Origin of the sequence: Streptomyces sp. NPDC088707 (assembly GCF_044752725.1) — a bacterium.
In the GTDB taxonomy this organism is placed as follows: Bacteria; Actinomycetota; Actinomycetes; order Streptomycetales; family Streptomycetaceae; genus Streptomyces.
The window spans coordinates 25,734-47,174 of the sequence record NZ_JBIVLV010000017.1 but is presented as its reverse complement, the minus strand read 5'-3'; the positions used below and the strand labels follow the sequence as shown (position 1 = coordinate 47,174).

The following is a 21,441-nucleotide window of genomic DNA, read 5'->3' as shown; positions in this document are numbered from 1 at the left end:
AAAGGTGTAGCCACCACGGGCCCTCCCCGGTACGGTGATCGAGTCTGCGTGCGAGCCGTCGAAGTCTCCACCCCGCCCCGAGAGTTGGAGAAACGGCCGCAATGTCCGCTTCGTCGTCGATCGCCGCCCCCGTGCCCCTCGGCGCCCCGCGCCGTGCCTGGCTCACCGACCTGCCCGTTCTGCTCGTCGCCGTCGTCTGGGGCACCAGCTATCTCGCGGCCAAGGGCATCACCACCACCCACACCGTCATCGCGGTCCTCGTGCTGCGGTTCGCGGTGGTGCTGCCCGTCCTGGTCGTCGCCGCGTGGGCCAGACTCCGGGCCCTGAGTGCCGCCCAGTGGCGCGGGGCGGGGACGCTCGGTCTGATCCTCGGCGGGATCTTCCTCCTGGAGACCTACGGTGTCGTCCACACCTCCGCCACCAACGCGGGTCTGATCATCAGCCTCACCATGATCTTCACCCCGCTCGCCGAGGCCGTCGTCACCCGGGTCCGACCGCCCCGCGCCTTCCTCGGCGCCGCCGCGCTCTCCGTCATCGGCGTCGTCCTCCTCACCCAGGGCGGGGGCTTCACCACCCCCTCCCTCGGCGACCTGCTCATGCTGCTCGCCGCCCTCGCCCGGACCGTCCACGTCCTGGCGATGTCCCGGATCAAGGCCGTCCGGTCGGCCGACTCGCTCTCCCTCACCACCGTTCAGCTGGGCTCCGCCGTCGCCGTCTTCGCCGTCATCGCGGTCTTCCCCGGCACCGGCGCCTCGCCCTGGGCGGTCGCGCTCGACTTCGGCCCGCGCGAGTGGGCCGGGCTGGTCTTCCTCTCCGTCTTCTGCACGCTCTTCGCGTTCTTCGTACAGATGTGGGCGGTCCGCCGCACCTCCCCGTCCCGGGTCAGCCTCCTCCTCGGCACGGAACCGCTCTGGGCCGCCGCCGCGGGCATCGCCCTCGCCGGCGACCGACCCGGCGTCCTCGGCCTCGCGGGCGCCATCCTCGTGCTGGCGGGCACCAGTTGGGGCCGCCGAGCCGCCGACGACGGCGCCCGGTAGGTTCTTCGATCATGCGTTCACTGGTGTACGACAACGAGTTCCGCGCCAAGGCCCGGCGCACCCAGGGCTGGGGCCTCGGCCTCTTCACGATCGCCGCTCTGCTCTGGGTCTGGTTCGGTGTCCTGCTGCTCACCCCCTACGAGGACGCCGACGGCGGCGGCAGCCCCTGCCCCGCCCTGCTCACCAGCGACTACGTCCACGACAGGGAGTGCGTCGAGAGCCGGGACTGGCCCGGCATGCTCGCCCTCCTCGGTGGTTCCGTCCCCTTCGCCGTGGTCGGCGGCGCCCTCTACACGAGCGGCTCCGTCTCGCACCGGATGGCCGAGCACCTCGCCGAGGTGACCCGGCTCGACACGGCGAGCACCTGAGCCCCGGGCGGCCGACTCCTCAGGACTCCACCCGATCCGACACGATCACGAGGACGACTTCGCCACCCGGTCCGACACGATCATGAGGACCAGGCCGAGCACCGCGATCACGATGTCGGCGAACAGCTCACGGCCCTCCAGGAACCACACGTTCTCCGTGAGGAACCGGGTCACGCCGAACAGACGGAACCAGCCGTCCGTCAGCTCGCGCACCACCCCGGCCACACCGAAGAGAGCGAGCAGGAAACCGGTGACCTCAAGAAACCTCTTCATGAAGTGATCATGGCGCGGCCGGGAGACCGGCCGCGTCCGCCGCCGGTCCATGGGCACCGCGACCGAAGTATCGACCTCCGCGACTTCGGTAGCGGCCCGGCCGCCGATGCCCCGCACGCCACCCCCGGCTGCGTACATTGCCGATATGACTCGCACGGACCGGCAGCGCTGGCTGCTCCCCTCCCACCTGGTCGAACCCGGTGGGAACGGGGAGGCCCGGCCCCGCCGTACCGTCCGCGACTGGATCGTGGACACCTCGCTCTTCCTCCTCGCCGCCTTCGTCGGCCTCATCGCCGCCGACACCAGCGCGCAGTACACGAGCGAGGCCGTCACCCTCGTCGACCAGCTCCTGGGCGCCGCCGCCTGCTGCGCGCTCTGGCTGCGCCGCCGCTGGCCCGCCGGGCTCGCGATCGGCCTCTCGCTGCTCAACTTCGTGGCGCCGGTCGCCGCCGGCGCCCTCCTCGCGAGCCTCTTCAGCGTCGCCGTACGCAAACCCTTCCGCGAGGTCGCCGCGATCGGCGCGCTCGCCGTCGCCACCTCCACCGCGCAGGCCTTCATCCGGCCCGACCCCACCACCAACACCGGGCTCTCCATCGCCCTCGGCTTCACCCTCGTCCTGCTCGTCACCGCCTGGGGCATGCTCGTCCGCTCCCGCCGCCAGCTCGTCGAGGCCCTCAGGGAGCGCGCCCGCCGCGCCGAGGCCGAGGCCGAGCTGCGCGCCGCCCAGGCCCAGCGGCTCGCCCGCGAGGCGATCGCCCGCGAGATGCACGACGTCCTCGCCCACCGGCTCACCCTGCTCAGCGTGCACGCCGGAGCCCTGGAGTTCCGGCCCGATGCCCCGCCCGAGCAGGTCGCCCGCGCCGCAGGCGTCATCCGCGACAGCGCCCACGAGGCCCTCCAGGACCTCCGCGAGATCATCGGCGTGCTGCGCGCCCCCGGCGAGAACGGCGACGGGGGCGACCGGCCGCAGCCCACCCTCGCCACCCTCGACGCGCTGATCGACGAGTCCCGCGAGGCCGGGGCGGACGTCGTCCTCGACACCACCGTGGACGAACCGGCCACCGTGCCCGCCGCCACCGGCCGCACGGTCTACCGCATCGCCCAGGAGGGCCTCACCAACGCCCGCAAGCACGCCCCCGGCACCACGGTCACCGTCACCGTGCGCGGCCGCCCCGGCGAGGGCCTCACCGTCGACGTCCACAACCCGGCACCCGCCGGACCGGTCCCGCCCGTCCCCGGTTCCGGCCAGGGCCTGATCGGGCTCACCGAACGCGCCGCACTCGCCGGTGGCCGGATGGAGCACGGTCCCGCCCCCGACGGCGGGTTCTCCCTCCACGCCTGGCTACCGTGGCCCCCATGACCATCCGGCTGCTCATCGTCGACGACGACCCCCTGGTCCGCGCGGGCCTCACCCTGATGCTCGGCGGCGCCGAGGACCTGGAGATCGTCGGCGAGGGCGCCGACGGCCGCGAGGTCCCCGAACTCGTCGCCCGGTACGCCCCCGACGTCGTCCTCATGGACATCCGCATGCCGCACGTGGACGGGCTCACCGCCACCGAGCGGCTGCGCGCCGAGCCCGGCGCCCCCGAGGTCGTCGTCCTCACCACCTTCCACGCCGACGAGCAGGTGCTGCGCGCCCTGCGGGCCGGCGCGGCCGGCTTCGTCCTCAAGGACACGCCGCCCGCCGAGATCGTCGCCGCCGTCCGCCGGGTCGCCGCCGGTGACCCGGTGCTGTCCCCGGCCGTCACCCGCCAGCTCATGAGCCATGTCGCCGGACAGCCGGAGCAGTCACCGCGCAGCGCGGCCGCCGGACGCCTCAGCGAACTCGCCGACCGCGAGCGGGAGGTGGCCGTCGCCGTCGGCCGCGGCCTGTCCAACGCGGAGATCGCCGCCGAGCTGTACATGAGCGTGCCCACGGTCAAGACCCATGTCTCGCGGGTCCTCGCCAAACTCGGCCTCAACAACCGCGTCCAGATCGCCCTCCTCGTCCACGACGCGGGCCTCCTGTCCACCGGAGGGGACGAGGACGGCCAGAACTGATCGTTTCGGCTCCGTCGCCTTCGGATAGTCTGCGTCGATGTCCGTCATCGAACTGGGGGAGTACGGCGCGGACTTCACCGCGCACCCGTACCCCTACTACGCGAAGCTCCGCGAATCCGGCCCCGTCCACGAGGTGCGGATGCCCGACGGCTTCCGGTTCTGGCTGGTCGTCGGGCACGAGGAGGGCCGCGCGGCGCTCGCCGACCCCCGGCTCGCCAAGTCCCCGCACGTGATCGGCGTACGGTCGCCGGAGGAGGACATCATCGGCGTCCACCTCCTCTCGGCCGACGCGCCCGACCACACCCGGCTGCGCCGCCTGGTCACGGGCGAGTTCACCGGCCGCCGGGTGGAGGCGCTGCGACCCCGCATCGAGCGGCTCACCGCGGACCTCGTCGACGCGATGGAACCGGCCGGCCGGGCGGACCTCGTCGACGCCTTCGCGTACCCGCTGCCGATCACCGTCATCTGCGAGCTCCTCGGGGTCCCCGCGGCGGACCGCGACACCTTCCGCCGCTGGTCGACGGAGCTGGTCACCCCCACCGGCGAGGAGGTCTTCAGCCGGAGCATGGTGGACTTCGGCGCCTACCTCGACGAGCTCATCGAGGACAAGCGGGCCGTAGGCCCGGCCGACGACCTGCTCTCCGGTCTGATCGCCTCCCGTGCCGAGGACGGCGACCGGCTCTCCGGGCCCGAACTCCGGGCGATGGCGTATCTGCTGCTCATCGCGGGCCACGAGACCACCGTCAACCTGATCGGCAACACCGTCCGCAACCTGCTCACCCACCCCGATCAGCTCGCCGCCCTGCGCGCCGACCCGAGCCTCCTGGACGGGACGATCGAGGAGTCCCTGCGGTACGACGGGCCGGTGGAGACGAGCACCTTCCGTTTCAGCCGTGAGCCCGTCACCTTCGGCGGCACCGAGATCCCGGCGGCCCAGTACGTCCTGGTCGCCATCGGGGCGCTCGACCGCGACCCGGCCCGCTTCCCCGAACCCGACCGCTTCGACATCCGCCGGGACACCCGGGGCCATCTGGCGTTCGGGCACGGCATCCACTACTGCCTGGGCGCGCCGCTCGCCCGGCTGGAGGGCCGGATCGCGATCCGGACCCTCCTCGACCGCTTCCCGGACCTGGAACTCGACCCCGAGGGCGAGCCCTGGGAGTGGATCCCCGGCCTCCTGATGCGCGGAGTCCGGCACCTTCCGGTCCGGTGGTGACGCCGATCGGTCCGGCGCCGGCACCTGCCGGTCCGATCGTGAGGCCGGCCGGTCCGGTGGTGACGCCTCCTGGCCGGGCGCCGGCGCCGGCCGGTCCGGCGGTGGCGTCGAGGGGCCACTAGCCGATGGCGTCCACCCGTACCGGCCGCCGCTCCCGCCGCGAGCGCTCGCACGCCTCGGCGACCCGCAGCGCCGCCAGCGCCTCCCGGCCGTCGCACGGGTTGGGCGCCTCGCCGCGGACCAGCCGTACGAAGGCGTCGAGCTCCGCCTCGTACGCGGGGGCGAACCGCTCCAGGAAGCCGCTCCACGGCTTGCCCGGCGGTGCCGACGCCCAGGGTTCCACCGAGGTGAGGGGGGTGCGGTCGTCCAGGCCCACCGCGATCTGGTCCAGCTCGCCCGCCAGCTCCATGCGGACGTCGTACCCGGCGCCGTTGCGGCGGGTCGCCGTCGCCGTGACGAGCGTGCCGTCGTCCAGGGTGAGCAGCGCGGCGGCCGTGGACACGTCCCCGGTGTCCCGGAACATCGCGGGACCGGCGTCCGAGCCCGTCGCGTACACCTCCACGACCTCCCGACCGGTCACCCAGCGCACGATGTCGAAGTCGTGCACCAGGCAGTCACGGAAGAGACCGCCGGAGAGGGGGAGATACGCGGCCGGCGGCGGCGCCGGGTCCGAGGTCGCGGCCCGTACGGTGTGCAGCCGGCCGAGCCGCCCCGACCGCACCGCCTCGCGCGCCGCCCGGTACCCCGCGTCGAAGCGCCGCATGAAGCCGAGCTGGAGCTCGGTGCCCGCCTCGGCCACCGCCGAGAGCGCGGTCGCCGTCCCCGCCACGTCCAGGGCGATCGGCTTCTCGCAGAAGGCCGGGAGCCCGGCGCCCGCCGCGCGGGCGATCAGCTCCGCGTGCGCCGCCGTCGCCGAGGCGATCACCACGGCGTCCAGGGCGTGCGCGAACAGCGCCGTGACGTCCGGCGCGGCCTCCGCGCCGAGCGCCCCCGCGACCCCGGCCGCCCGCGAGGCGTCCGCGTCCGCCACGACCAGCGACTCGACCTCCGGGTGGCGGGCCAGCACACCCGCGTGGAAGCTCCCGATCCGGCCCGTACCGATGAGTCCGATGCGCATGGCCCCACCGTGGAGCCGTCCGTCCCCGGTGTCAAGGATTTGTCAGGACAACCGGACGTCACGACTTCCCGTCATCAACGCCCCGGGCTACGCTCCCCCCGTGTCCAAGCAGTCAGGCTCCGCCCTGCCCCCGCTCTCCGTGGACCGCACCAGCCCGGTCCCGCTCTACTTCCAGCTGGCCAGGCAACTGGAGAGCGCCGTGGAGAACGGCACGCTGACCCCGGGCACCCTCCTCGGCAACGAGATCGACCTCGCCACCCGCCTCGGCCTCTCCCGCCCCACCGTCCGCCAGGCCATCCAGACCCTCGTGGACAAGGGCCTCCTGGTCCGCCGCCGGGGGGTCGGCACCCAGGTCGTGCACAGCACGGTCCGCCGCCCGCTGGAGCTGAGCAGCCTGTACGACGACCTGGACGCCGCAGGTCAGCTCCCCGCCACCCGGGTCCTGGTCAACCGCCTCGAGCCCGCGCCCGGCCCGGTCGCCGCGGCCCTCCGCGTACCCGAGGGCAGCGAGGTCGTCTACCTCGAACGGCTCCGCACCGCGCACGGCACCCCCATGGCGTACCTGCGCAACCACCTCCCCGCCGGGCTCCTCGGCCCCGGCGAGCCGGACACCGCGCGCCTGGAGGCCACCGGCCTCTACCGGATGCTCCGCTCCGCCGCGCTCACCCTGCACAGCGCGCGCCAGGCCGTCGGCGCCCGCGCCGCGACCGCCGCCGAGGCCGCCCTGCTCGACGAACGGGAGGGCGCACCGCTGCTCACGATGGAGCGCGTCACCTTCGACGACACCGGCCGCGCCGTCGAGTACGGCTCCCATCTCTACCGGGCCGACCGCTACTCCTTCGAGTTCCAGCTGATGGTCCGTCCATAGGCCGTACCCCACCGGCCCGAGAGCCGGACACCGGCCCCCTGGCGAGCGCCACGACCCGCATGACCGATACTGCAATGCACGACTGCAATGCACGCAAAGGACACAAAGGAGGGCACGGCCTCGTGACCAGGCTTCGGACAGGAGGGGTACGCGCCGCAGTCGGCGCCGTGCTCGCGCTCGCGCTCACCGGGGCGCTCGCCGGGTGCAGCAGCACCGGCGGAAAGCGGGCGGAGGACGCCCGCAAGGCCGCCGAGGCCCAGGGCAGGGCGGCCGTCGACACCCCCCGCTGGACCTTCGCCATGGTGACCCACTCGGGTGACGGCGACACCTTCTGGGACATCGTCCAGAAGGGCGCCAAGCAGGCCGCCGCCAAGGACAACATCAACTTCCTCTACGCCCACAGCGACGAGGCCCAGCAGCAGGCCCAGCTGATCGACTCGTACGTCGCCAAGGGCGTCGACGGTCTGATCGTCACGCTCGCGAAGCCCGATGCCATGAAGGCCGCCGTCGACAAGGCCGTCAAGGCCGGCATCCCGGTGATCACCGTGAACTCGGGCGCCGAGCAGTCCAAGGCGTACGGAGCGCTCACCCACATCGGCCAGGACGAGACCGTCGCCGGCGAGGCCGTCGGCGAGGAGCTCGACAAGCGGGGCAGGAAGAAGGCCCTCTGCGTCCTGCACGAACAGGGCAACGTCGGTCACGAGCAGCGCTGCGCCGGCACGAAGAAGACCTTCGACGGCGAGCTGGTCAACCTCTACGTCGACGGCACCAACATGCCGGACGTCAAGGCCTCCATCGAGGCCAAGCTCCAGTCCGACAAGGACGTCGACGCCGTCGTCACCCTCGGCGCCCCGTTCGCCGACGCCGCCGTCCAGGCCGCCAAGAGCGCCGGGAGCAAGGCCGAGATCGACACCTTCGACCTCAACGCCAAGGTCGCCACCTCCCTCCAGGCCGGCACCCTCGGCTTCGCCGTCGACCAACAGCCCTACCTCCAGGGCTACGAGGCCGTCGACCTGCTGTGGCTCTACCGCTACAACGCCAACGTCCTCGGCGGCGGCAAGCCGGTCCTCACCGGTCCGCAGATCATCACCGAGGACGACGCCGCGAAGCTCGTCGAGTACGCCGAGCGGGGCACCCGATGAGCTCCACCGCCCCACCGTCCGACGGGCTCGACCACGTCGACGAACGGCTGCTGCGCACCACCCGCCTGAAGAAGCTGCTCGCCCGCCCCGAGCTCGGCTCCGTCGTCGGCGCGATCGCCGTCTTCGTCTTCTTCTCCGTGGCCGCCGACAGCTTTCTGAACCCGTCGAGCCTCGGCACCGTGCTCTACGCCGCCTCCACGCTCGGCATCATGGCGGTCCCCGTCGCGCTGCTCATGATCGGCGGCGAGTTCGACCTGTCCGCCGGCGTCCTGGTCACCAGCTCGGCCCTGGTCTCGTCGATGTTCAGCTACCAGATGACGGCGAACGTCTGGGTCGGCGTCGGCGTCTCGCTGCTCGTCACCCTGGCCATCGGCGCGTTCAACGGCGTCATGCTGACCCGTACGAAGCTGCCCAGCTTCATCATCACGCTCGGCACCTTCCTCATGCTGACGGGCCTGAACCTCGGCCTCACCAAGCTGATCAGCGGCACCGTCTCCACCAAGACCATCGCCGACATGGAGGGCTTCTCCTCCGCCCGCAAGCTCTTCGCCTCGCAGCTGACCATCGGCGGCGTCGAGTTCAAGGTCACCATCCTGTGGTGGTTCGGCCTGGTCGCGCTCGCCACCTGGATCCTGCTCCGCACCCGCTTCGGCAACTGGATCTTCGCGGTCGGCGGCGGCGCCGACGCGGCCCGCGCCGTCGGCGTCCCGGTCTACCGGACGAAGATCGGCCTCTACCTGGGCGTGGCGTTCTGCGCCTGGATCTCCGGCCAGCACCTGCTCTTCTCCTTCGACGTCGTCCAGTCGGGCGAGGGCGTCGGCAACGAGCTGATCTTCATCATCGCGGCCGTCATCGGCGGCTGCCTGATCACCGGCGGATACGGCTCCGCCATCGGCTCGGCGATCGGCGCCCTGATCTTCGGCATGACGAGCAAGGGCATCGTGTACGCCGAGTGGAACCCGGACTGGTTCAAGTTCTTCCTGGGAGCGATGCTCCTCCTGGCGACCCTGCTGAACGCCTGGATCCGCAAGCGCGTGGAGGCCACCAAGTGACGACGGCCACGAAGACCGAGTCCGCTCCGCTCGTCGAACTCGACGACGTCAGCAAGTACTACGGCAACATCCGCGCCCTCGAAGGGGTCTCCCTGGAGGTCCGCTCCGGCGAGATCTCCTGCGTCCTCGGCGACAACGGCGCCGGCAAGTCCACCCTCATCAAGATCGTCGCCGGCCTCCACCAGCACGACACGGGGACCTTCCGCATCGAGGGCGAGGAGGTCACCCTCGCCAACCCGCGCGACGCCCTCGACCGGGGCATCGCCACCGTCTACCAGGACCTCGCCGTCGTCCCGCTCATGCCGGTCTGGCGGAACTTCTACCTCGGCTCCGAGCCCACCAAGGGCTCCGGCCCCTTCAAGCGGCTCGACGTCGGCCTGATGCGGACCACCACCCGCGAGGCGCTGCTCCGCATGGGCATCGACCTGCGCGACGTCGACCAGCCCATCGGCACCCTCTCCGGCGGCGAGCGGCAGTGCGTGGCCATCGCCCGGGCCGTCCACTTCGGCGCGAAGGTCCTCGTCCTCGACGAGCCGACCGCCGCGCTCGGCGTCAAGCAGTCCGGCGTCGTCCTGAAGTACGTGGCCGCCGCCCGCGACCAGGGTCTCGGCGTGGTTCTCATCACCCACAACCCGCACCACGCGTACCTGGTCGGCGACCGTTTCGTGCTGCTCAAGCGGGGCGTCATGGCCGGCAGCCACACCAAGGGCTCCGTCACGCTCGACGAGTTGACCCGGCAGATGGCCGGCGGCACCGAGCTGGAGGACCTGCGGCACGAACTGGAGCGGCCGTCCGGCACCTGACGGACGCGGCCGCGATCGAACGGCCCCTTGACACCCCACCTGGCAGAATCGGAGCCGATGAGTACCTACCGTGACCTCGCCCACCGGGGATCGGCCCGGGGCACCGTGCTGCGGACCGTCGGCACCCGGGAGCGGCGCTCCCATCTGACGGCGCCGCGGGTGCCGACCGTCGGCATCGACATCGGCGGTACGAAGGTGATGGCCGGCGTCGTGGACGCCGACGGCAACATCCTGGAGAAGCTCCGCACGGAGACCCCGGACAAGTCCAAGAGCGCCAAGGTCGTCGAGGACACCATCGTCGAGCTGGTCCTGGACCTCTCCGACCGGCACGACGTGCACGCCGTCGGCATCGGCGCGGCCGGCTGGGTCGACGCCGAGCGCGCCACCGTGCTCTTCGCCCCGCACCTCGCCTGGCGCAACGAGCCCCTCAAGGACGCCCTCCAGAGCCGCCTCGCCGTCCCCGTCATGGTGGACAACGACGCCAACACCGCTGCCTGGGCCGAGTGGCGCTTCGGCGCCGGCCGCGGCGAGGACCACCTCGTCATGATCACGCTCGGCACCGGCATCGGCGGCGCCATCCTGGAGGACGGCCAGGTCAAGCGCGGCAAGTTCGGGGTGGCCGGCGAGTTCGGCCACATGCAGGTCGTCCCCGGCGGCCACCGCTGCCCCTGCGGCAACCGCGGCTGCTGGGAGCAGTACAGCTCCGGCAACGCCCTGGTCCGCGAGGCCCGCGAGCTGGCCGCCGCCGACTCCCCGGTCGCGTACGGGATCATCGAACGGGTCAAGGGGAACGTCCCCGAGATCACCGGACCGCTCATCACCGAGCTCGCCCGCGAGGGCGACGCCATGTGCGTGGAGCTGTTCCAGGACATCGGGCAGTGGCTCGGCGTCGGCATCGCCAACCTCGCCGCCGCTCTCGACCCCTCCTGCTTCGTCATCGGCGGTGGCGTCTCGGCCGCCGACGACCTGCTCATCGGACCCGCCAGGGACTCCTTCCGCCGCCACCTCACCGGCCGCGGCTACCGTCCCGAGGCCCGTATCACCCGCGCCCAGCTCGGCCCCGAGGCGGGCATGGTCGGCGCCGCCGACCTCGCCCGGCTCGTCGCCCGCCGCTTCCGCCGCGCCAACCGGCGCCGGGTGGAGCGGTACGAGCGCTACGCCCAGGCCCTGCGCAGCGGGACCTCGGGCCGGGCCGCCCGTTTCCCCGAGGACCCGCCTTCATGACCCTGCCCCACCAGTCCACCCCGCCGCGCGACACCGGGGGCAAGCTCCCCGAAGACCACCGGCACATGATCCGCCGCCGCTGGCTCACCGCCGTCATCATCGTCCTGCTCGTGGGCATCCCGGCCGGCTACCTCGTCATCTCCGCGGGCCAGAGCCGCGACAGCGGCCGCGACAAGGAGCGCGAGTCCTCGGCGGCGGGCCTCCAGGACAACTGGCCCTCGCTGATGAAGCGCCGGATCTTCGAGGTCCCGATCCCCGCCGGGGCGTGGGGGGTCGCCTACTACGAGACGAGCAACTGGAAGACCAGCCGGCTGTACGTGCAGTTCACGACGACCGCCGCCGGCCTGGACGCCTTCCTCGCCGAGTCCGGCACCAGCCGCGCCGCCCTCACCCCGGGCCGGATCACGGTCGGCGACCGTGACGCGGACATCGCGGGCTGGAACTTCGTCGAGGGCGTCAACTGGGCCGGCACGACGGTGAAGCGCGAGGAACCCCGCCCGGCGACCGACCTGACGGTCGACCTCACCGAGCCGGCGTTCCCCCGGGTGTACGCGGTCTCGGCGACGAGCCCCTGAGGACAGCGAGGCGACCTCACCGCCCACCGCGCGCGTCAGCGGCAGCCGCCGCCCGCCGACCGGGTCGTGAACTGCCGGTGCGTCCGGATCATGTCCTGCTCCTGCCCCGGCGTCATCCCCTCCAGCCGGACCTGGCCGGCCGCCCCTGGCGAGGCCACCGCCTGACGGTGCGCGAAGAGGAACAGCAGACGGGGGAAGTGCGCGAGGAGCGCGTCGAGCAGCCGGGGGTCGGGCGGCTGCCTGAGAACGACGGTGACCGGACCCGATTCCTTCTCGTGCCGTGCCAGGAGGTCCCGCAGCTCGTCGTCGTCGCACGGGAACCCCCAGGCGATCTCCTCGACCAGCAACCCGCGGATCTCCGCGACGAGTCCCTCGGCGTAACCCGTCACGTCCGGGCGAGGCCCGGGCCTGCACACCGACCAGGGCTCCGGAGTCTCGCTCGCCCTCCGCACGTACATGTCGGGGGTCTCACCGTGCTCGGCGGGGAGCAGGGCCACGCGCTCCCCGGCCCCGAACGCCACGGCACGCAGCCGCTCCGCGTCGGCCTTCGGCACCCGGGCGTAGGGCACGACCACATCGACGATGTCCGCCCGGTGCTCCGACAGCCTGACCTGCGGAAGGACGCTCTTGAGCGCGGACCGCAGTGCGCAGGCGTCCCCCGGCCCCCGCACCGGGCGCTCGGCGAGGAGCCCCTGGGCGACCCGGTGGCGGGAGTGGTCGGTGGCGTGCGCGAGCGTGGGGACGCCGAGGTCCGTGGCGGCCCGTTCGAGGACCGCGGCGGGGACGTCGGACATCCGGCCGGCGACGAACGCGGTGACCTCGGGATACGGGACCCCGCCGAGGCGCTCCACCAGGGGCCGCAGGCTCGCGGCGATCTTCTCCGGCGGTGTACCCGGGCCGGCCGCGGAGGACCAGTCGACCATGTCGAAGCGGCCGAGGTTCAGCTTCTCCAGCACGCTGTCCTTGAGCTGGCTGCGGCGTACGCCGGGCAGGAGGACCGGAAGTATCAGGAAGGCGCCGTCGCTCCCCACCTTCTCGGCGAGGGCCACGATCGCCTCCTTCATCACGTAGTGCGAGGTCAGCGCGTGCGGTGAGATCAGGACGACCATTCCGTGGGAGGTCTTGATCTCCTTCAGGACCTCCTCGTCCCACTCGTCGCCGCCGTTCAGGAACCGCTTGTCCACCACGGGTTCGCAGTCGTGCTCCCCGACCAGCCGCTCCAGCGCCTCCAGATACCGCCGGCACTCGCAGCCGGTCTCGGCGGAGCACCGGGACGAGCTGTGGCTGAGGAAGATCCGAGGACGACGCAGCACCGGCACTACCCCCGGGGACCGAGATCGGACCGGAGGGGCATCACCATCAGCCAGCGGACGTCCAGGCCGCCGACCGACAGGTCCAGGGGCACGGGGCCGTCGTGCTCGACCTCACGGCCGTCCAGCAGGTCCAGGAGACGGACCGCTCCCGCCGGGAAGGAGGAGGGCAGGGAGACCGTTCTGCGCTGCTGCGCCGAGTTCGCCAGGCACAGGATCGTCTCGGAACCGTGCGTCCGCAGGACGGCCAGCACCTCGGGCCCGCCGAAGTGATGCAGTTGGAGGGTTCCTTTGGAGAGCGCGAGATGGGCCTGCCGCAACCGCAGCAGCGCTGCCGTCCTCGGTTCGCCGAGCAGCCCCAGGGGCAGGGTGGGGCACCCGGGCAGGCTGAGCAGCACGGCTGCCGCGAGCGCCTGGTGCTCGGGCAGGAGAAGCTGCTCGGGCAGCGTGTGGCCCCACTGGGCACCCCGGCGTGCCGCCTCCAGGGCTTGCTCCGCCTGCGCCAGCCGCGCCGCGTACGCGTCCGAATGGTCCGAACCCAGGGTGCCGGACCGGATCCGCAGCGCCAGGGCGAGGGTCGTGTCCGGTGACAGTGGCAGGTTCGCCACGTGACTGGCGTCGGAGAGGCCGCCCGCCGTCACCGGGGCGTCATGCGCGTCGGCGTAGAGCTCCCAGGGACGGTTCTCGATGAGGACCCGGTCGTCGTACCCCTGAAGCAGATGGCGCAGGTCGCGCAGGAAGCGTCGCCCGATGGCGGCGCCCCCGGTGATCCGCACCCCGTCGGCGCCGCGGTCGAGCCACCGGCGCACCCCGTCGTAGATCCTCGCCCTGGCCACCGCCCCCATCCGCCCGAACTCGTCCCCGGTCAGATCGAGATCGACGACGAAGCGCACCCCGTGCCGCTTCGCGGCCTCGATCAGGGGGGCGCTGCCGTCGAGGCCGTCGAACGCCGCGCCCCCGTCCCGGCCGCCGGCGTTCGGGCGTGCCGGGTCGGCGAGTGGCGGCGGGACGAGCGGACCCGCGAGAACGCACCGCGCACCCGTCTCGGAGAGGTCCTTCATGACCTCGGAGGGAGCAGCGGCCCGAGCGCCCCACAGGACCGACGTCTCGACCTCGGCGAGGACGCAGCCGAGGATCCAGGCGGGGACGTCGTCCGGGCGGAGGTCGGGCTCGTGGTCCGGGGAGACGAGGTACCGCCGGCCGTCCTCGGTGCGCAGCCCGGCGGGGCCGCCGGATCCCGCCACCGTCCATCCCCCGGAGGGATCGGCGAAGATCCGGTCGGCGGCGAAGTCCACCCGGACCACCAGGGGCGGGGGCGAAGTCTCGGTCAGGTCCCAGACGACCAGACGCCCGTCCCCGCCGACCGCCGCGACGTGCGTCCCGGCGGCGTCGACGGCGAGGTCGGTGGGCTCCCAGGGAGCTCGGCCCAGCAGGGTATGCCGTCCGGAGCGTCCACGGGGCCAGGCGAGCACGGTGCCGTCCCGCTGCGCCGCCACCAGCCACCTCCCGTCCTGGGAGCCGCTGACCGAGGCGACGGATTCGGCGAGCAGCTGGTGCTCGCCGGAGGTCCTGCAGAGCCACAGTCGGTCGAGTTCGTCGAGCAGGGCCGGCCGCACGCCGAAGAACGGCCAGACGGCTCTCACCCCGTCGTCGGCCAGGTAGACGGGTTCGGCGAGGGAGTGCTTCCCCCGGAGGACGAGCACGCCCTGGGAGAGCGTTCCCCAGACGAGTTCGTCGCGCGAGTCCGGCCGGAAGCGCACATCGACCACACCGCCCTCGCCGCGCAGGACCTGGACGGGGCCGGGCTCCGGCACCATCTCGCACTGGTGCACCGCGCCGTCCTCGACCCATGCGAGGGTGGTGCCGTGCGGGGACAGGGTGAGCGAGTGTCGCGGCGCACCGTCCGAAGGAGCGGGGACCGCCGCGACCGCCTCCCCCTCGTGGTCGTGGAACACGATCGTCCCGTCGGCCAGCAGGACGGCGACGTGCGGGCCCGCCGGATCCGACGCGGACGCCTGCCCGCCCGCGGCCACTTCCAGGGCGCGGCGCGGCTGCGCCAGACTCCACTCGGGCCGTCCTGAGCGGGTCAGCCGCTGGACCACCGTCAGAGGCAGCAGGACGCTCTGGTCCGCACGCAGCTCGACGCGGACGGGGGCCATGCGCGGCGGCGGTTCGAGTGCGCCGGTGACGTCCAGCCGGACCGTGTGTCCTCCGGAGGCGCTGATCGCCACGGCATCCAGCGCGGCCGGGCTGCTCAGCACGAGCCCTCCGGAACGCGCGGACACCCCGATGACGACATCACGCTGCACGAGCACCCTGGCGCCGGAGGCGATCGCCTCGGGCCGGGAGAACGGGTCGCGCGGAGGGTCGAGTCCCAGCCGCTCCGAGGACGCGACCTGAATGCGCCAGGCGTCGTCGTGCCGCAGCACTCCGGCGGGCAGCCGGGGCAGGTAGTGCAGCGCCCACCGCCCCAGATCGTCCGCAGCCTCGTCCTCGTCCGCGGTGACCGCGAGGAGCATCCGGGCCAGGCCCTCCTTCACCCGTTCATGGCCGTCGGCGGTCGGCAACAGGCCCGCCCAGAGGAGATCCTCGAACCAGCGGACCACGGGGGGCGCCTCACGGTGCGCGTCGGCGGTGAACTCCCGCACCGCCTCGGCGTGTTCGCGAGGTCCGCCGGTCAGGCGCCGACGCAGGACCTCGGACACCGCCGGGTCCAGCAGCAGCATCTGGTCTCCCGCCGACTCCACCAGCGGCGAGAACCACAGCTCGGCCTCGAGACCCGCGGTCGTACGGGGGAGGAAGCGTATCCTCGCCCTGCGGAGGAACGCCCGCTCGACCCCCGCCGCGAGGCACAGGCACTCGGCGAGCCGGACCAGATCGGGTCGTACCCCGGCCAGCTCCGCGATCTCGGCGTCCACCCCGTCCTCCGGGCGGACAGCCCCGTCCGGCTCGTTGCCGCCCGGGCGACCGGCATGGTGTCCGTCTCCCCCCGAGAACGTCCCGGACCGGGCGGATCCGTGGATCCCCGACGTGCCGACGTCCCGCATCACGCCCCCTCCAGTGCCCGGCGCACGCGCGACGTCGCCTCGTGCGCGTGGCGGAGCGAGATCCCGTGGTCCAGGGGGATGAACGCGATGACCCGGCGCAGCGCGGGGGAGTAGTCCAGGGGCCGATAGGGCGTCACGCACACGACCGGGCACCCGGCGTGGAGCACGGAGTCGACGAACGTACGCCACTCGGCCGGTCCCGCGACGGCCCCCGAGGCGAACGGCGGACGCATCCGGCCCAGGTCGGAGAAGAGCACCACCGGTGTCCCCGGCGCGGGCGGGCGGTACGGCTCGCGGACCCGCGGATCGTCGCGTACCACCCCTCGGTCGGGCGTGCCGCGGAACCGCAGCACCTCGACGCGGTCCCGTCCGGCGACGCTGCCGACCAGCTCGCACAGCCAGTCACGGTCGTCCTGGAAGGGGACCATCGCCTTGCCGTGGTCCAGGAGCAGCTGGGCGCCGCGGCGGGTGGTGAGCCGGCGGCGCCGCGGGATGGACAGCAGCACCTCCTGGCGTGCCACCTTGCGGATCAGGGCGGGCTGGTCGTAGACCGTGCTCTCGGCCGTGGTGGCGACGGCGGCGAACACCACGCCCCGCTCCCAGTCGCGCTTCCACGGCGGCTCGTGGCGCAGCCCGGTGGTCACGGCTCCGCGGCGGAGGAGCTCCGGGTCGGGAGCGGGGGACCCGCCGCCGGCCGCCCGTCCCTCGACCCCTCCAGGAATCGGGTCGAGCGAGGTGAGGGAGAGGTCCACCGGCCGGTCCCCGAGCCTTCTGACCCGCTCGCGGCCGCGGCGGGCCCGCGCGTCGTCCTCCCCCTGTCCGCGGCGTGCCGGTCGCGCCGCCGGTGCGGCGCCCGCCGGCTCCTCAGGACCGCTGGAGGGCCGGCCCTCATCGGCCATGGGGGAGGGGGCGGGTGCCGACGGACGGGCTGCGGACGGCGGGCGCGCCGGATCGCCGTACGCCGGCCCCGGGGACGGGGCGGGCTCCAGGTGCAGCAGACGGGCCATCGCCGCCATGGTCTCCGCGTCGGCGGGCCGCAGTCCCGCCACCGCACGGGCGAGATCGCCGAGGAACACCTCCCCACGGGCGCTCATCCGAGGGGCTCCAGCCCTTCACGTCGCTTGTGCAGCGTGATCGTCCGGAGCATCTCCCACTCCTTGGTTCCGGGTGTGACCCCCAGCCGGCGGCAGGCCTTGAGCGCGTCCAGGAACTCGGCGGTGCTGGGACCGGCCGCGGGATCGGCCACGATGCCGCGCACCGAGAGGATGTAGTCGGCGACCTGGCCGGTGAGGTGCTCGTCGTAGTCCGTGCCGAGGTGCGAGGCGGCCACCCGCAGGAGGTGATCACGGGAGGGCGGGCCGAACTCGAAGACGACGCAGCGCCGCAGGAACGGCCGGGGCAGCTCGCGCTCGTCGTTGGAGGTGATGACGACGAAGGGCTCCTCTCCGGGCTCGGCGGACACGGTGGTGCGGTCGTCCCACGGCACGGGGAAGGACAGCGAACCCAGCGGTCCCAGAAGGCTGTTCGGGAGATCGGGGTCGGCCTTGTCGATCTCGTCGAGCAGCACGACCGAGCGCACGCCGTTCTCGGGGGCGAAGGCGCGCCACAGCGGGCCCTTGGTGTAGTAGGCGCTGATGTCGTCGTCGAGCTTCCGGGCCTGGGCGTCGTTGAGGCGCCTCAGGGCGTCGAAGCGCCAGAGGAGGTCCTCCGGTTCGGTCCTGGCCGTGACCACATGGGCGTGGTAGTCCCAGCCCAGGACGCGGGCCACGTTCGGGGCCAGCGACGACTTGCCGGATCCCGGCGGACCGAAGAGCAGCAGCGGACGGCCTGTCTTGAGAGCGACGTTGACGGCGAGGACGACCCGCTCGTCGTCGAAGACGTACACCTCGTCGTCCGCCGCGTATCCGGCCGCCGTGTCGTTGTCGGACTCCTCGATCGGGGAGTCGTCCGGCGCGCCGCCTCCTTCCGGTGCGGGGTCGAACTCCTTCTCGTACTGCAGCACATGGCCTCCTCAGCCACCGGTAGGTCCGCTCATTCTGCCCTGCGTGCGACCGCCGTCAGCCGCGAATTCCCCCACCCAGTACGGCCACCCCGGGCAGCCTCCTGCCGATCCCGGCGGGGTCGAATCCCGGTCCCGCGTCCCGTAGGTACAGGGCGCGCAGGCGGGCCGCGGACGCCAGCGTGTCGAGCAGCTCGTCCGCCGGCTCGTCGTCGAGCTGGAGGAACATCACCCCGGAGTGCCTCAGGTCCGTCAGGTCCCGGAGGTGGGGACACCCCGTGATGACGAGCGTGCGCAGCTTCGGCAGGTGGGCGAGTCCGCCGAGCTCGGTCAGCGACGGATTGTCCTCGATGGCCAGAGTGTGCAGCTCGGGCAGCTCCCAGAGCTCGGGAAGGATCTCGGCATCGCCACGGCAGACACCCCGCCGCGCATCACCCTCCGGCACCTCGGGTGCGTACGGCCCGTCCGGGACGGAACGCCGGAGGCGCGGGGCGGTGCGGGGCCCGCCGCGGGCCGATGTGTGACTCCAGGTCTCCAGGGCGAGCGGCGGCAGCCGCAGCCCGCCCGGCCGCTTGTACCGGCTCTCCTCCCCGCCGTCGGCGCCGCCGTGTGAGCCCGCCGCCTCCGTGAAGCGCAGCCGGTAGGCGTCCGCGATCTCGCCGCCGATCAGCTCCGCCGTGCGCAGGAGAAGGGCGACGGCCGGGTCGTCGGCAGGGATGTCCTCCGGCCCGGGGAGCAGGTGGATGACGTGCGGTCCCAGCTGCGCAAGGGCCGCCACGTCCTCGTCGCTCCGCGGCGGAATCACGCGCGCCCTGCGTTCCTCGACCTCCTCGCGGACCACCGCGTCGAGTGCGGGGGACGCCCGGGCCGCCTCGGCGGCCAGAAGCCAGAGCCTTGTCCTGTGCTCACGATCGGCGTCTCCACGGAACTCGACCGCCCGGATCAGCTCGGCACGCTCGGGCGGTGCCGCGAGCTGGGCCGCGAAGACCACGGTGTCCCGCCAGTGGTCGAGGTGGGCCCGGTCGATCAGCTCGGACAGCCCCTCCTCCAGGAACAGCTGCGCCGCCAGGTAGGACGTGACGGCGGAGTGGACGAAGGCGACGGTGTCGCCGGCGGAGGTGGTGAGGACACCGCTGTGGTTCAGCAGGGTGCGCAGGACGGACTCGGCGGCTCCTTCGCCGATGAGACGGGTGCCGAGGGCGAGGCGGACCCCCGCGACGGCCTCCAGGTAGGGGAGTTCGCGGTTCCCGTTCCGCAGCATGGGCAGGGCGACGCCCCGCAGCGCCGCCACCTGCTTGTCCTCCGGCAGGTCCAGCGAGCCGCCGTCCGGGTGGCGCGACCACCGCGAAGGAGACAGCAGGGCCTGGCAGACCGCGATCCGGTCGAGCGGGAGCCGCCCGCCGCTGCCCTGGAAGAGGGCGCAGACGGTGTCGCACATCACCGGGTTCGTCAGGAGCTCCCGGAGTCGGGCGTCGGTCTCCAGAACGCGCAGGAGGGCGTCCCACCGCTCGGGGGGCAGAGCGTCGCCTGTCCTCCCTCGGCGATGTTCGCGCCATGCGGCGACGATGCGGTGGAGGTCGGCGGTCCTCAGTGGACCGAACACGAACTCCGAGAAGCCCAGCGGTTCCAGCCATCCGGAGCGCACCGCGGCCGGCCGGGTGGTCACCAGGCATGCTGTCGCGGGGTAGGCCGACAACAGCTCACGGAGCCACGCAGCGACTTTCTCCCGCTCCTGCGGGGCGACCTCGTCGATCCCGTCGACCAGGAGCAGGCCCCTCCCGGAGGCCAGTACGCGCTCCGGCCACCCCGTGGGCGGCGCCGGCGGAAGGTGTCGCCCGATCCAGCTCCGGAGGAGGTCCGCCGGACGAGGGAGTTCGCGCGCCACGTCGAGGTGCCCCGCACGGACCAGGAACGGCACGGGGACGACGGCGGACGCGTCGTCCCGCCCTCGGATCGCGCGGGCCGCGTCGGCGGCCAGACCGAGGACGTACGTGGTCTTGCCCGAACCGGCGGAGCCCCGCAGCACCGCACGGCCTCCTTCGGAGAGGGCTTCCTCCAGGCCGCCCCCGGGTCCGGCACGGCCGGAGGCCAGCACCGGTAGCGACCGGCTCAGTCCGAGGCTCTCCGATCCCGGCAGGCTCCGCAGGACGAACTCGGCGTACGAGTCCTCGAACTCCGCGTCGAGCTCGGCCTCGTCCGCCGCCTCGGCCTCGGCGGCCCGACGCAGTCCCCTCAGGTGGTCCTCGGCCAGGTCCACCGCCGTCGCGTACACGCCCAGGAGGTCCGGTGGCGGTATCCGGCTGCCCTGCTCGAACGCCGAGACGGAACCGGCGGAGAGCCGGAGGACCGCGCCGACGGCGGACGGCGAGGCCCCCGTGCGCAGCCGTGCCGCGTGCAGGGCTGCCGCGAGCGCGTTCCGCGCCGGCCCGACCGCCCCCATCAGCCCACCGTCCAGCGGATCATCCACGCCTCGTTCTGGATGGAGATGACGTGCTCGCACTGGGACACGAACGCTTCGGCGCCGGCGCCGGTGGCCGCCGGATCAGCCGCCCAGCGGTCGAGCAGATGCTGCAACTCCTCGGCCGTACGCAGGAATTCGAGGTGCTGGTAGGTGTACCGCTGGGCTATCGCGTGTGCGGTCACCGCGATGGACACGGAGGCGATCACGCCGGCCCAGGCGGCGAGCCCGCCGATGGTGAAGGCGCCGCCGGCTGCTGCCAGCAGGGCGCCCACCGCTCCGAAGGTGAGCTCGACCTTGCCGAACCGCTCCACCCTGCCCTGCATCCAGGCGGCCTTGGGGCGGTAGTACGTGTCGATCTGGCGGCGCAGCCGGTGGTCGACGTAGGTGTCCATGTCGGCGACGGGCGGCAGGGGGCGTGCCACCGGGGACACCCCTGCCGTGTGCCGTACGAGGTCGGCGGCGTCCCTGCGGAAGTGGCGTGCCCGGTCCGCGAGGAGCGTCGGGGCGCTCGCGCGGTCCGCGTAGGGGCCGACGCCGGCGAGGCAGGTGTAGATCTCCCCCTTGAGCGCCTCGGACACGGCCCGCGTCCGGATCCAGTCGCTCATCCGGGCGGGGCCGCCCCGGTGGGCGAGCAGCGGGGACATTCCGGCGGCCAGGGCGGCGACGAAGGCCAGGGTCGTGCCGAGCCAGGCACTCCACTCCATCAGCTGCGAGGCCGCCGTGCCCAGCACGGCAGCGGTGACCGCCAGTGCGAGAGCCCTCGAACGGGCCGTCTCGACGGCCTTCTTGAGCCGGTTCGCGCTCTGCGACCAGACGCTCTGCTGGTCCCACACCTGCTGCATCGTCGCTTGCTCCTGCGTCACTGTCACAGGGAGATTCTGACGGCTGCTCACGTACGGCGAAACTCCG

The 21,441-nt window shown here is 73.0% G+C and carries 19 protein-coding genes; 11 read left to right on the top strand and 8 right to left on the bottom strand.

Features of this window, described 5'->3' with window-relative positions; all coding sequences use genetic code 11:
- Nucleotides 1-101 precede the first annotated feature (101 nt).
- On the top strand, nt 102-1,037 hold the full coding sequence (locus tag ACIP84_RS35850) for a DMT family transporter (protein ID WP_401803968.1): 936 nt from the start codon (nt 102-104) through the stop codon (nt 1,035-1,037).
- A gap of 11 nt (nt 1,038-1,048) precedes the next feature.
- The gene (locus ACIP84_RS35845) at nt 1,049-1,405 is read left to right on the top strand and encodes a hypothetical protein (RefSeq protein WP_355960297.1); all 357 of its coding nucleotides are present in this window, start codon (nt 1,049-1,051) and stop codon (nt 1,403-1,405) included.
- 45 nt (nt 1,406-1,450) lie between these two features.
- On the opposite strand, the gene ACIP84_RS35840 is transcribed toward ACIP84_RS35845, so the two are convergent.
- Nucleotides 1,451-1,678: a hypothetical protein gene (locus ACIP84_RS35840; protein ID WP_401803965.1), complete on the bottom strand. Its 228-nt coding sequence runs from the start codon at nt 1,676-1,678 to the stop codon at nt 1,451-1,453.
- Between the two features lie 145 nt (nt 1,679-1,823).
- On the opposite strand from ACIP84_RS35840, the gene ACIP84_RS35835 reads away from it, so the two are divergent.
- From ACIP84_RS35835 to ACIP84_RS35825, 3 genes are read left to right on the top strand one after another with little or no spacing between them, the layout of a single operon-like run.
- Nucleotides 1,824-3,038 carry a sensor histidine kinase gene (locus ACIP84_RS35835; protein ID WP_401803962.1) on the top strand — a complete coding sequence of 405 codons (1,215 nt, stop codon included), beginning with the start codon at nt 1,824-1,826 and terminating at the stop codon, nt 3,036-3,038.
- A complete protein-coding gene (locus ACIP84_RS35830) occupies nt 3,035-3,718 on the top strand; it encodes a response regulator (protein ID WP_401803959.1) in 684 nt (227 codons plus the stop codon). Before ACIP84_RS35835 ends, ACIP84_RS35830 begins: the two co-directional genes overlap by 4 nt.
- A 37-nt stretch (nt 3,719-3,755) precedes the next feature.
- Nucleotides 3,756-4,934 (top strand): cytochrome P450, encoded by a 1,179-nt coding sequence (locus tag ACIP84_RS35825; protein ID WP_401803957.1) that lies wholly within the window; start codon nt 3,756-3,758, stop codon nt 4,932-4,934.
- Between the two features lie 118 nt (nt 4,935-5,052).
- On the opposite strand, the gene ACIP84_RS35820 is transcribed toward ACIP84_RS35825, so the two are convergent.
- On the bottom strand, nt 5,053-6,051 hold the full coding sequence (locus ACIP84_RS35820; protein WP_355960309.1) for a Gfo/Idh/MocA family oxidoreductase: 999 nt from the start codon (nt 6,049-6,051) through the stop codon (nt 5,053-5,055).
- Nucleotides 6,052-6,190: 139 nt separating this feature from the next.
- On the opposite strand from ACIP84_RS35820, the gene ACIP84_RS35815 reads away from it, so the two are divergent.
- The 6 genes from ACIP84_RS35815 (at nt 6,191) to ACIP84_RS35790 (ending at nt 11,715) form a co-directional block, all read left to right on the top strand.
- Entirely contained in the window at nt 6,191-6,919 is a 729-nt protein-coding gene (locus ACIP84_RS35815) for a GntR family transcriptional regulator (protein ID WP_401804149.1), read from the top strand.
- A gap of 122 nt (nt 6,920-7,041) precedes the next feature.
- Complete coding sequence (locus ACIP84_RS35810; RefSeq protein ID WP_401803955.1) at nt 7,042-8,061, top strand: sugar ABC transporter substrate-binding protein; 1,020 nt, start codon at nt 7,042-7,044, stop codon at nt 8,059-8,061.
- Nucleotides 8,058-9,113, top strand: coding sequence for an ABC transporter permease (locus ACIP84_RS35805; RefSeq protein ID WP_355960316.1), 1,056 nt, complete (start codon nt 8,058-8,060; stop codon nt 9,111-9,113). The genes ACIP84_RS35810 and ACIP84_RS35805 overlap by 4 nt, the downstream gene beginning before the upstream one ends.
- Nucleotides 9,110-9,916, top strand: a complete 807-nt coding sequence (locus ACIP84_RS35800; protein WP_355960318.1) for an ATP-binding cassette domain-containing protein — start codon at nt 9,110-9,112, stop codon at nt 9,914-9,916. Before ACIP84_RS35805 ends, ACIP84_RS35800 begins: the two co-directional genes overlap by 4 nt.
- A gap of 57 nt (nt 9,917-9,973) precedes the next feature.
- Nucleotides 9,974-11,140, top strand: a complete 1,167-nt coding sequence (locus tag ACIP84_RS35795; protein ID WP_401803951.1) for an ROK family glucokinase — start codon at nt 9,974-9,976, stop codon at nt 11,138-11,140.
- Complete coding sequence (locus ACIP84_RS35790; protein ID WP_355960322.1) at nt 11,137-11,715, top strand: hypothetical protein; 579 nt, start codon at nt 11,137-11,139, stop codon at nt 11,713-11,715. The genes ACIP84_RS35795 and ACIP84_RS35790 overlap by 4 nt, the downstream gene beginning before the upstream one ends.
- A 35-nt stretch (nt 11,716-11,750) precedes the next feature.
- Here ACIP84_RS35790 and ACIP84_RS35785 read toward each other — a convergent pair whose 3' ends face one another.
- From ACIP84_RS35785 to ACIP84_RS35760, 6 genes are all read right to left on the bottom strand, one after another.
- Entirely contained in the window at nt 11,751-13,028 is a 1,278-nt protein-coding gene (locus tag ACIP84_RS35785; RefSeq protein ID WP_355960324.1) for a toll/interleukin-1 receptor domain-containing protein, read from the bottom strand.
- A 5-nt stretch (nt 13,029-13,033) separates the two neighbouring features.
- Nucleotides 13,034-15,943: a hypothetical protein gene (locus ACIP84_RS35780; protein ID WP_401803947.1), complete on the bottom strand. Its 2,910-nt coding sequence runs from the start codon at nt 15,941-15,943 to the stop codon at nt 13,034-13,036.
- 128 nt (nt 15,944-16,071) lie between these two features.
- Entirely contained in the window at nt 16,072-17,166 is a 1,095-nt protein-coding gene (locus ACIP84_RS35775; RefSeq protein ID WP_401803945.1) for a hypothetical protein, read from the bottom strand.
- Entirely contained in the window at nt 17,163-18,074 is a 912-nt protein-coding gene (locus tag ACIP84_RS35770; RefSeq protein ID WP_401803944.1) for an AAA family ATPase, read from the bottom strand. The genes ACIP84_RS35775 and ACIP84_RS35770 overlap by 4 nt, the downstream gene beginning before the upstream one ends.
- Before the next feature lie 55 nt (nt 18,075-18,129).
- A complete protein-coding gene (locus ACIP84_RS35765; RefSeq protein ID WP_401803941.1) occupies nt 18,130-20,538 on the bottom strand; it encodes an NACHT domain-containing protein in 2,409 nt (802 codons plus the stop codon).
- The gene (locus ACIP84_RS35760; RefSeq protein WP_401803939.1) at nt 20,511-21,401 is read right to left on the bottom strand and encodes a DUF4231 domain-containing protein; all 891 of its coding nucleotides are present in this window, start codon (nt 21,399-21,401) and stop codon (nt 20,511-20,513) included. The genes ACIP84_RS35765 and ACIP84_RS35760 overlap by 28 nt, the downstream gene beginning before the upstream one ends.
- Nucleotides 21,402-21,441 lie beyond the last annotated feature (40 nt).

Bases quoted from the DNA above. Each gene is read 5' to 3' on its own strand.
- ACIP84_RS35795 (WP_401803951.1), top strand. From the start codon at position 9,974: ATGAGTACCTACCGTGACCTCGCCCACCGGGGATCGGCCCGGGGCACC.
- ACIP84_RS35840 (WP_401803965.1), bottom strand. From the start codon at position 1,678: ATGAAGAGGTTTCTTGAGGTCACCGGTTTCCTGCTCGCTCTCTTCGGT.
- ACIP84_RS35775 (WP_401803945.1), bottom strand. From the start codon at position 17,166: ATGAGCGCCCGTGGGGAGGTGTTCCTCGGCGATCTCGCCCGTGCGGTG.
- ACIP84_RS35830 (WP_401803959.1), top strand. From the start codon at position 3,035: ATGACCATCCGGCTGCTCATCGTCGACGACGACCCCCTGGTCCGCGCG.
- ACIP84_RS35805 (WP_355960316.1), top strand. From the start codon at position 8,058: ATGAGCTCCACCGCCCCACCGTCCGACGGGCTCGACCACGTCGACGAA.
- ACIP84_RS35825 (WP_401803957.1), top strand. From the start codon at position 3,756: ATGTCCGTCATCGAACTGGGGGAGTACGGCGCGGACTTCACCGCGCAC.
- ACIP84_RS35835 (WP_401803962.1), top strand. From the start codon at position 1,824: ATGACTCGCACGGACCGGCAGCGCTGGCTGCTCCCCTCCCACCTGGTC.
- ACIP84_RS35850 (WP_401803968.1), top strand. From the start codon at position 102: ATGTCCGCTTCGTCGTCGATCGCCGCCCCCGTGCCCCTCGGCGCCCCG.
- ACIP84_RS35820 (WP_355960309.1), bottom strand. From the start codon at position 6,051: ATGCGCATCGGACTCATCGGTACGGGCCGGATCGGGAGCTTCCACGCG.
- ACIP84_RS35845 (WP_355960297.1), top strand. From the start codon at position 1,049: ATGCGTTCACTGGTGTACGACAACGAGTTCCGCGCCAAGGCCCGGCGC.
- ACIP84_RS35790 (WP_355960322.1), top strand. From the start codon at position 11,137: ATGACCCTGCCCCACCAGTCCACCCCGCCGCGCGACACCGGGGGCAAG.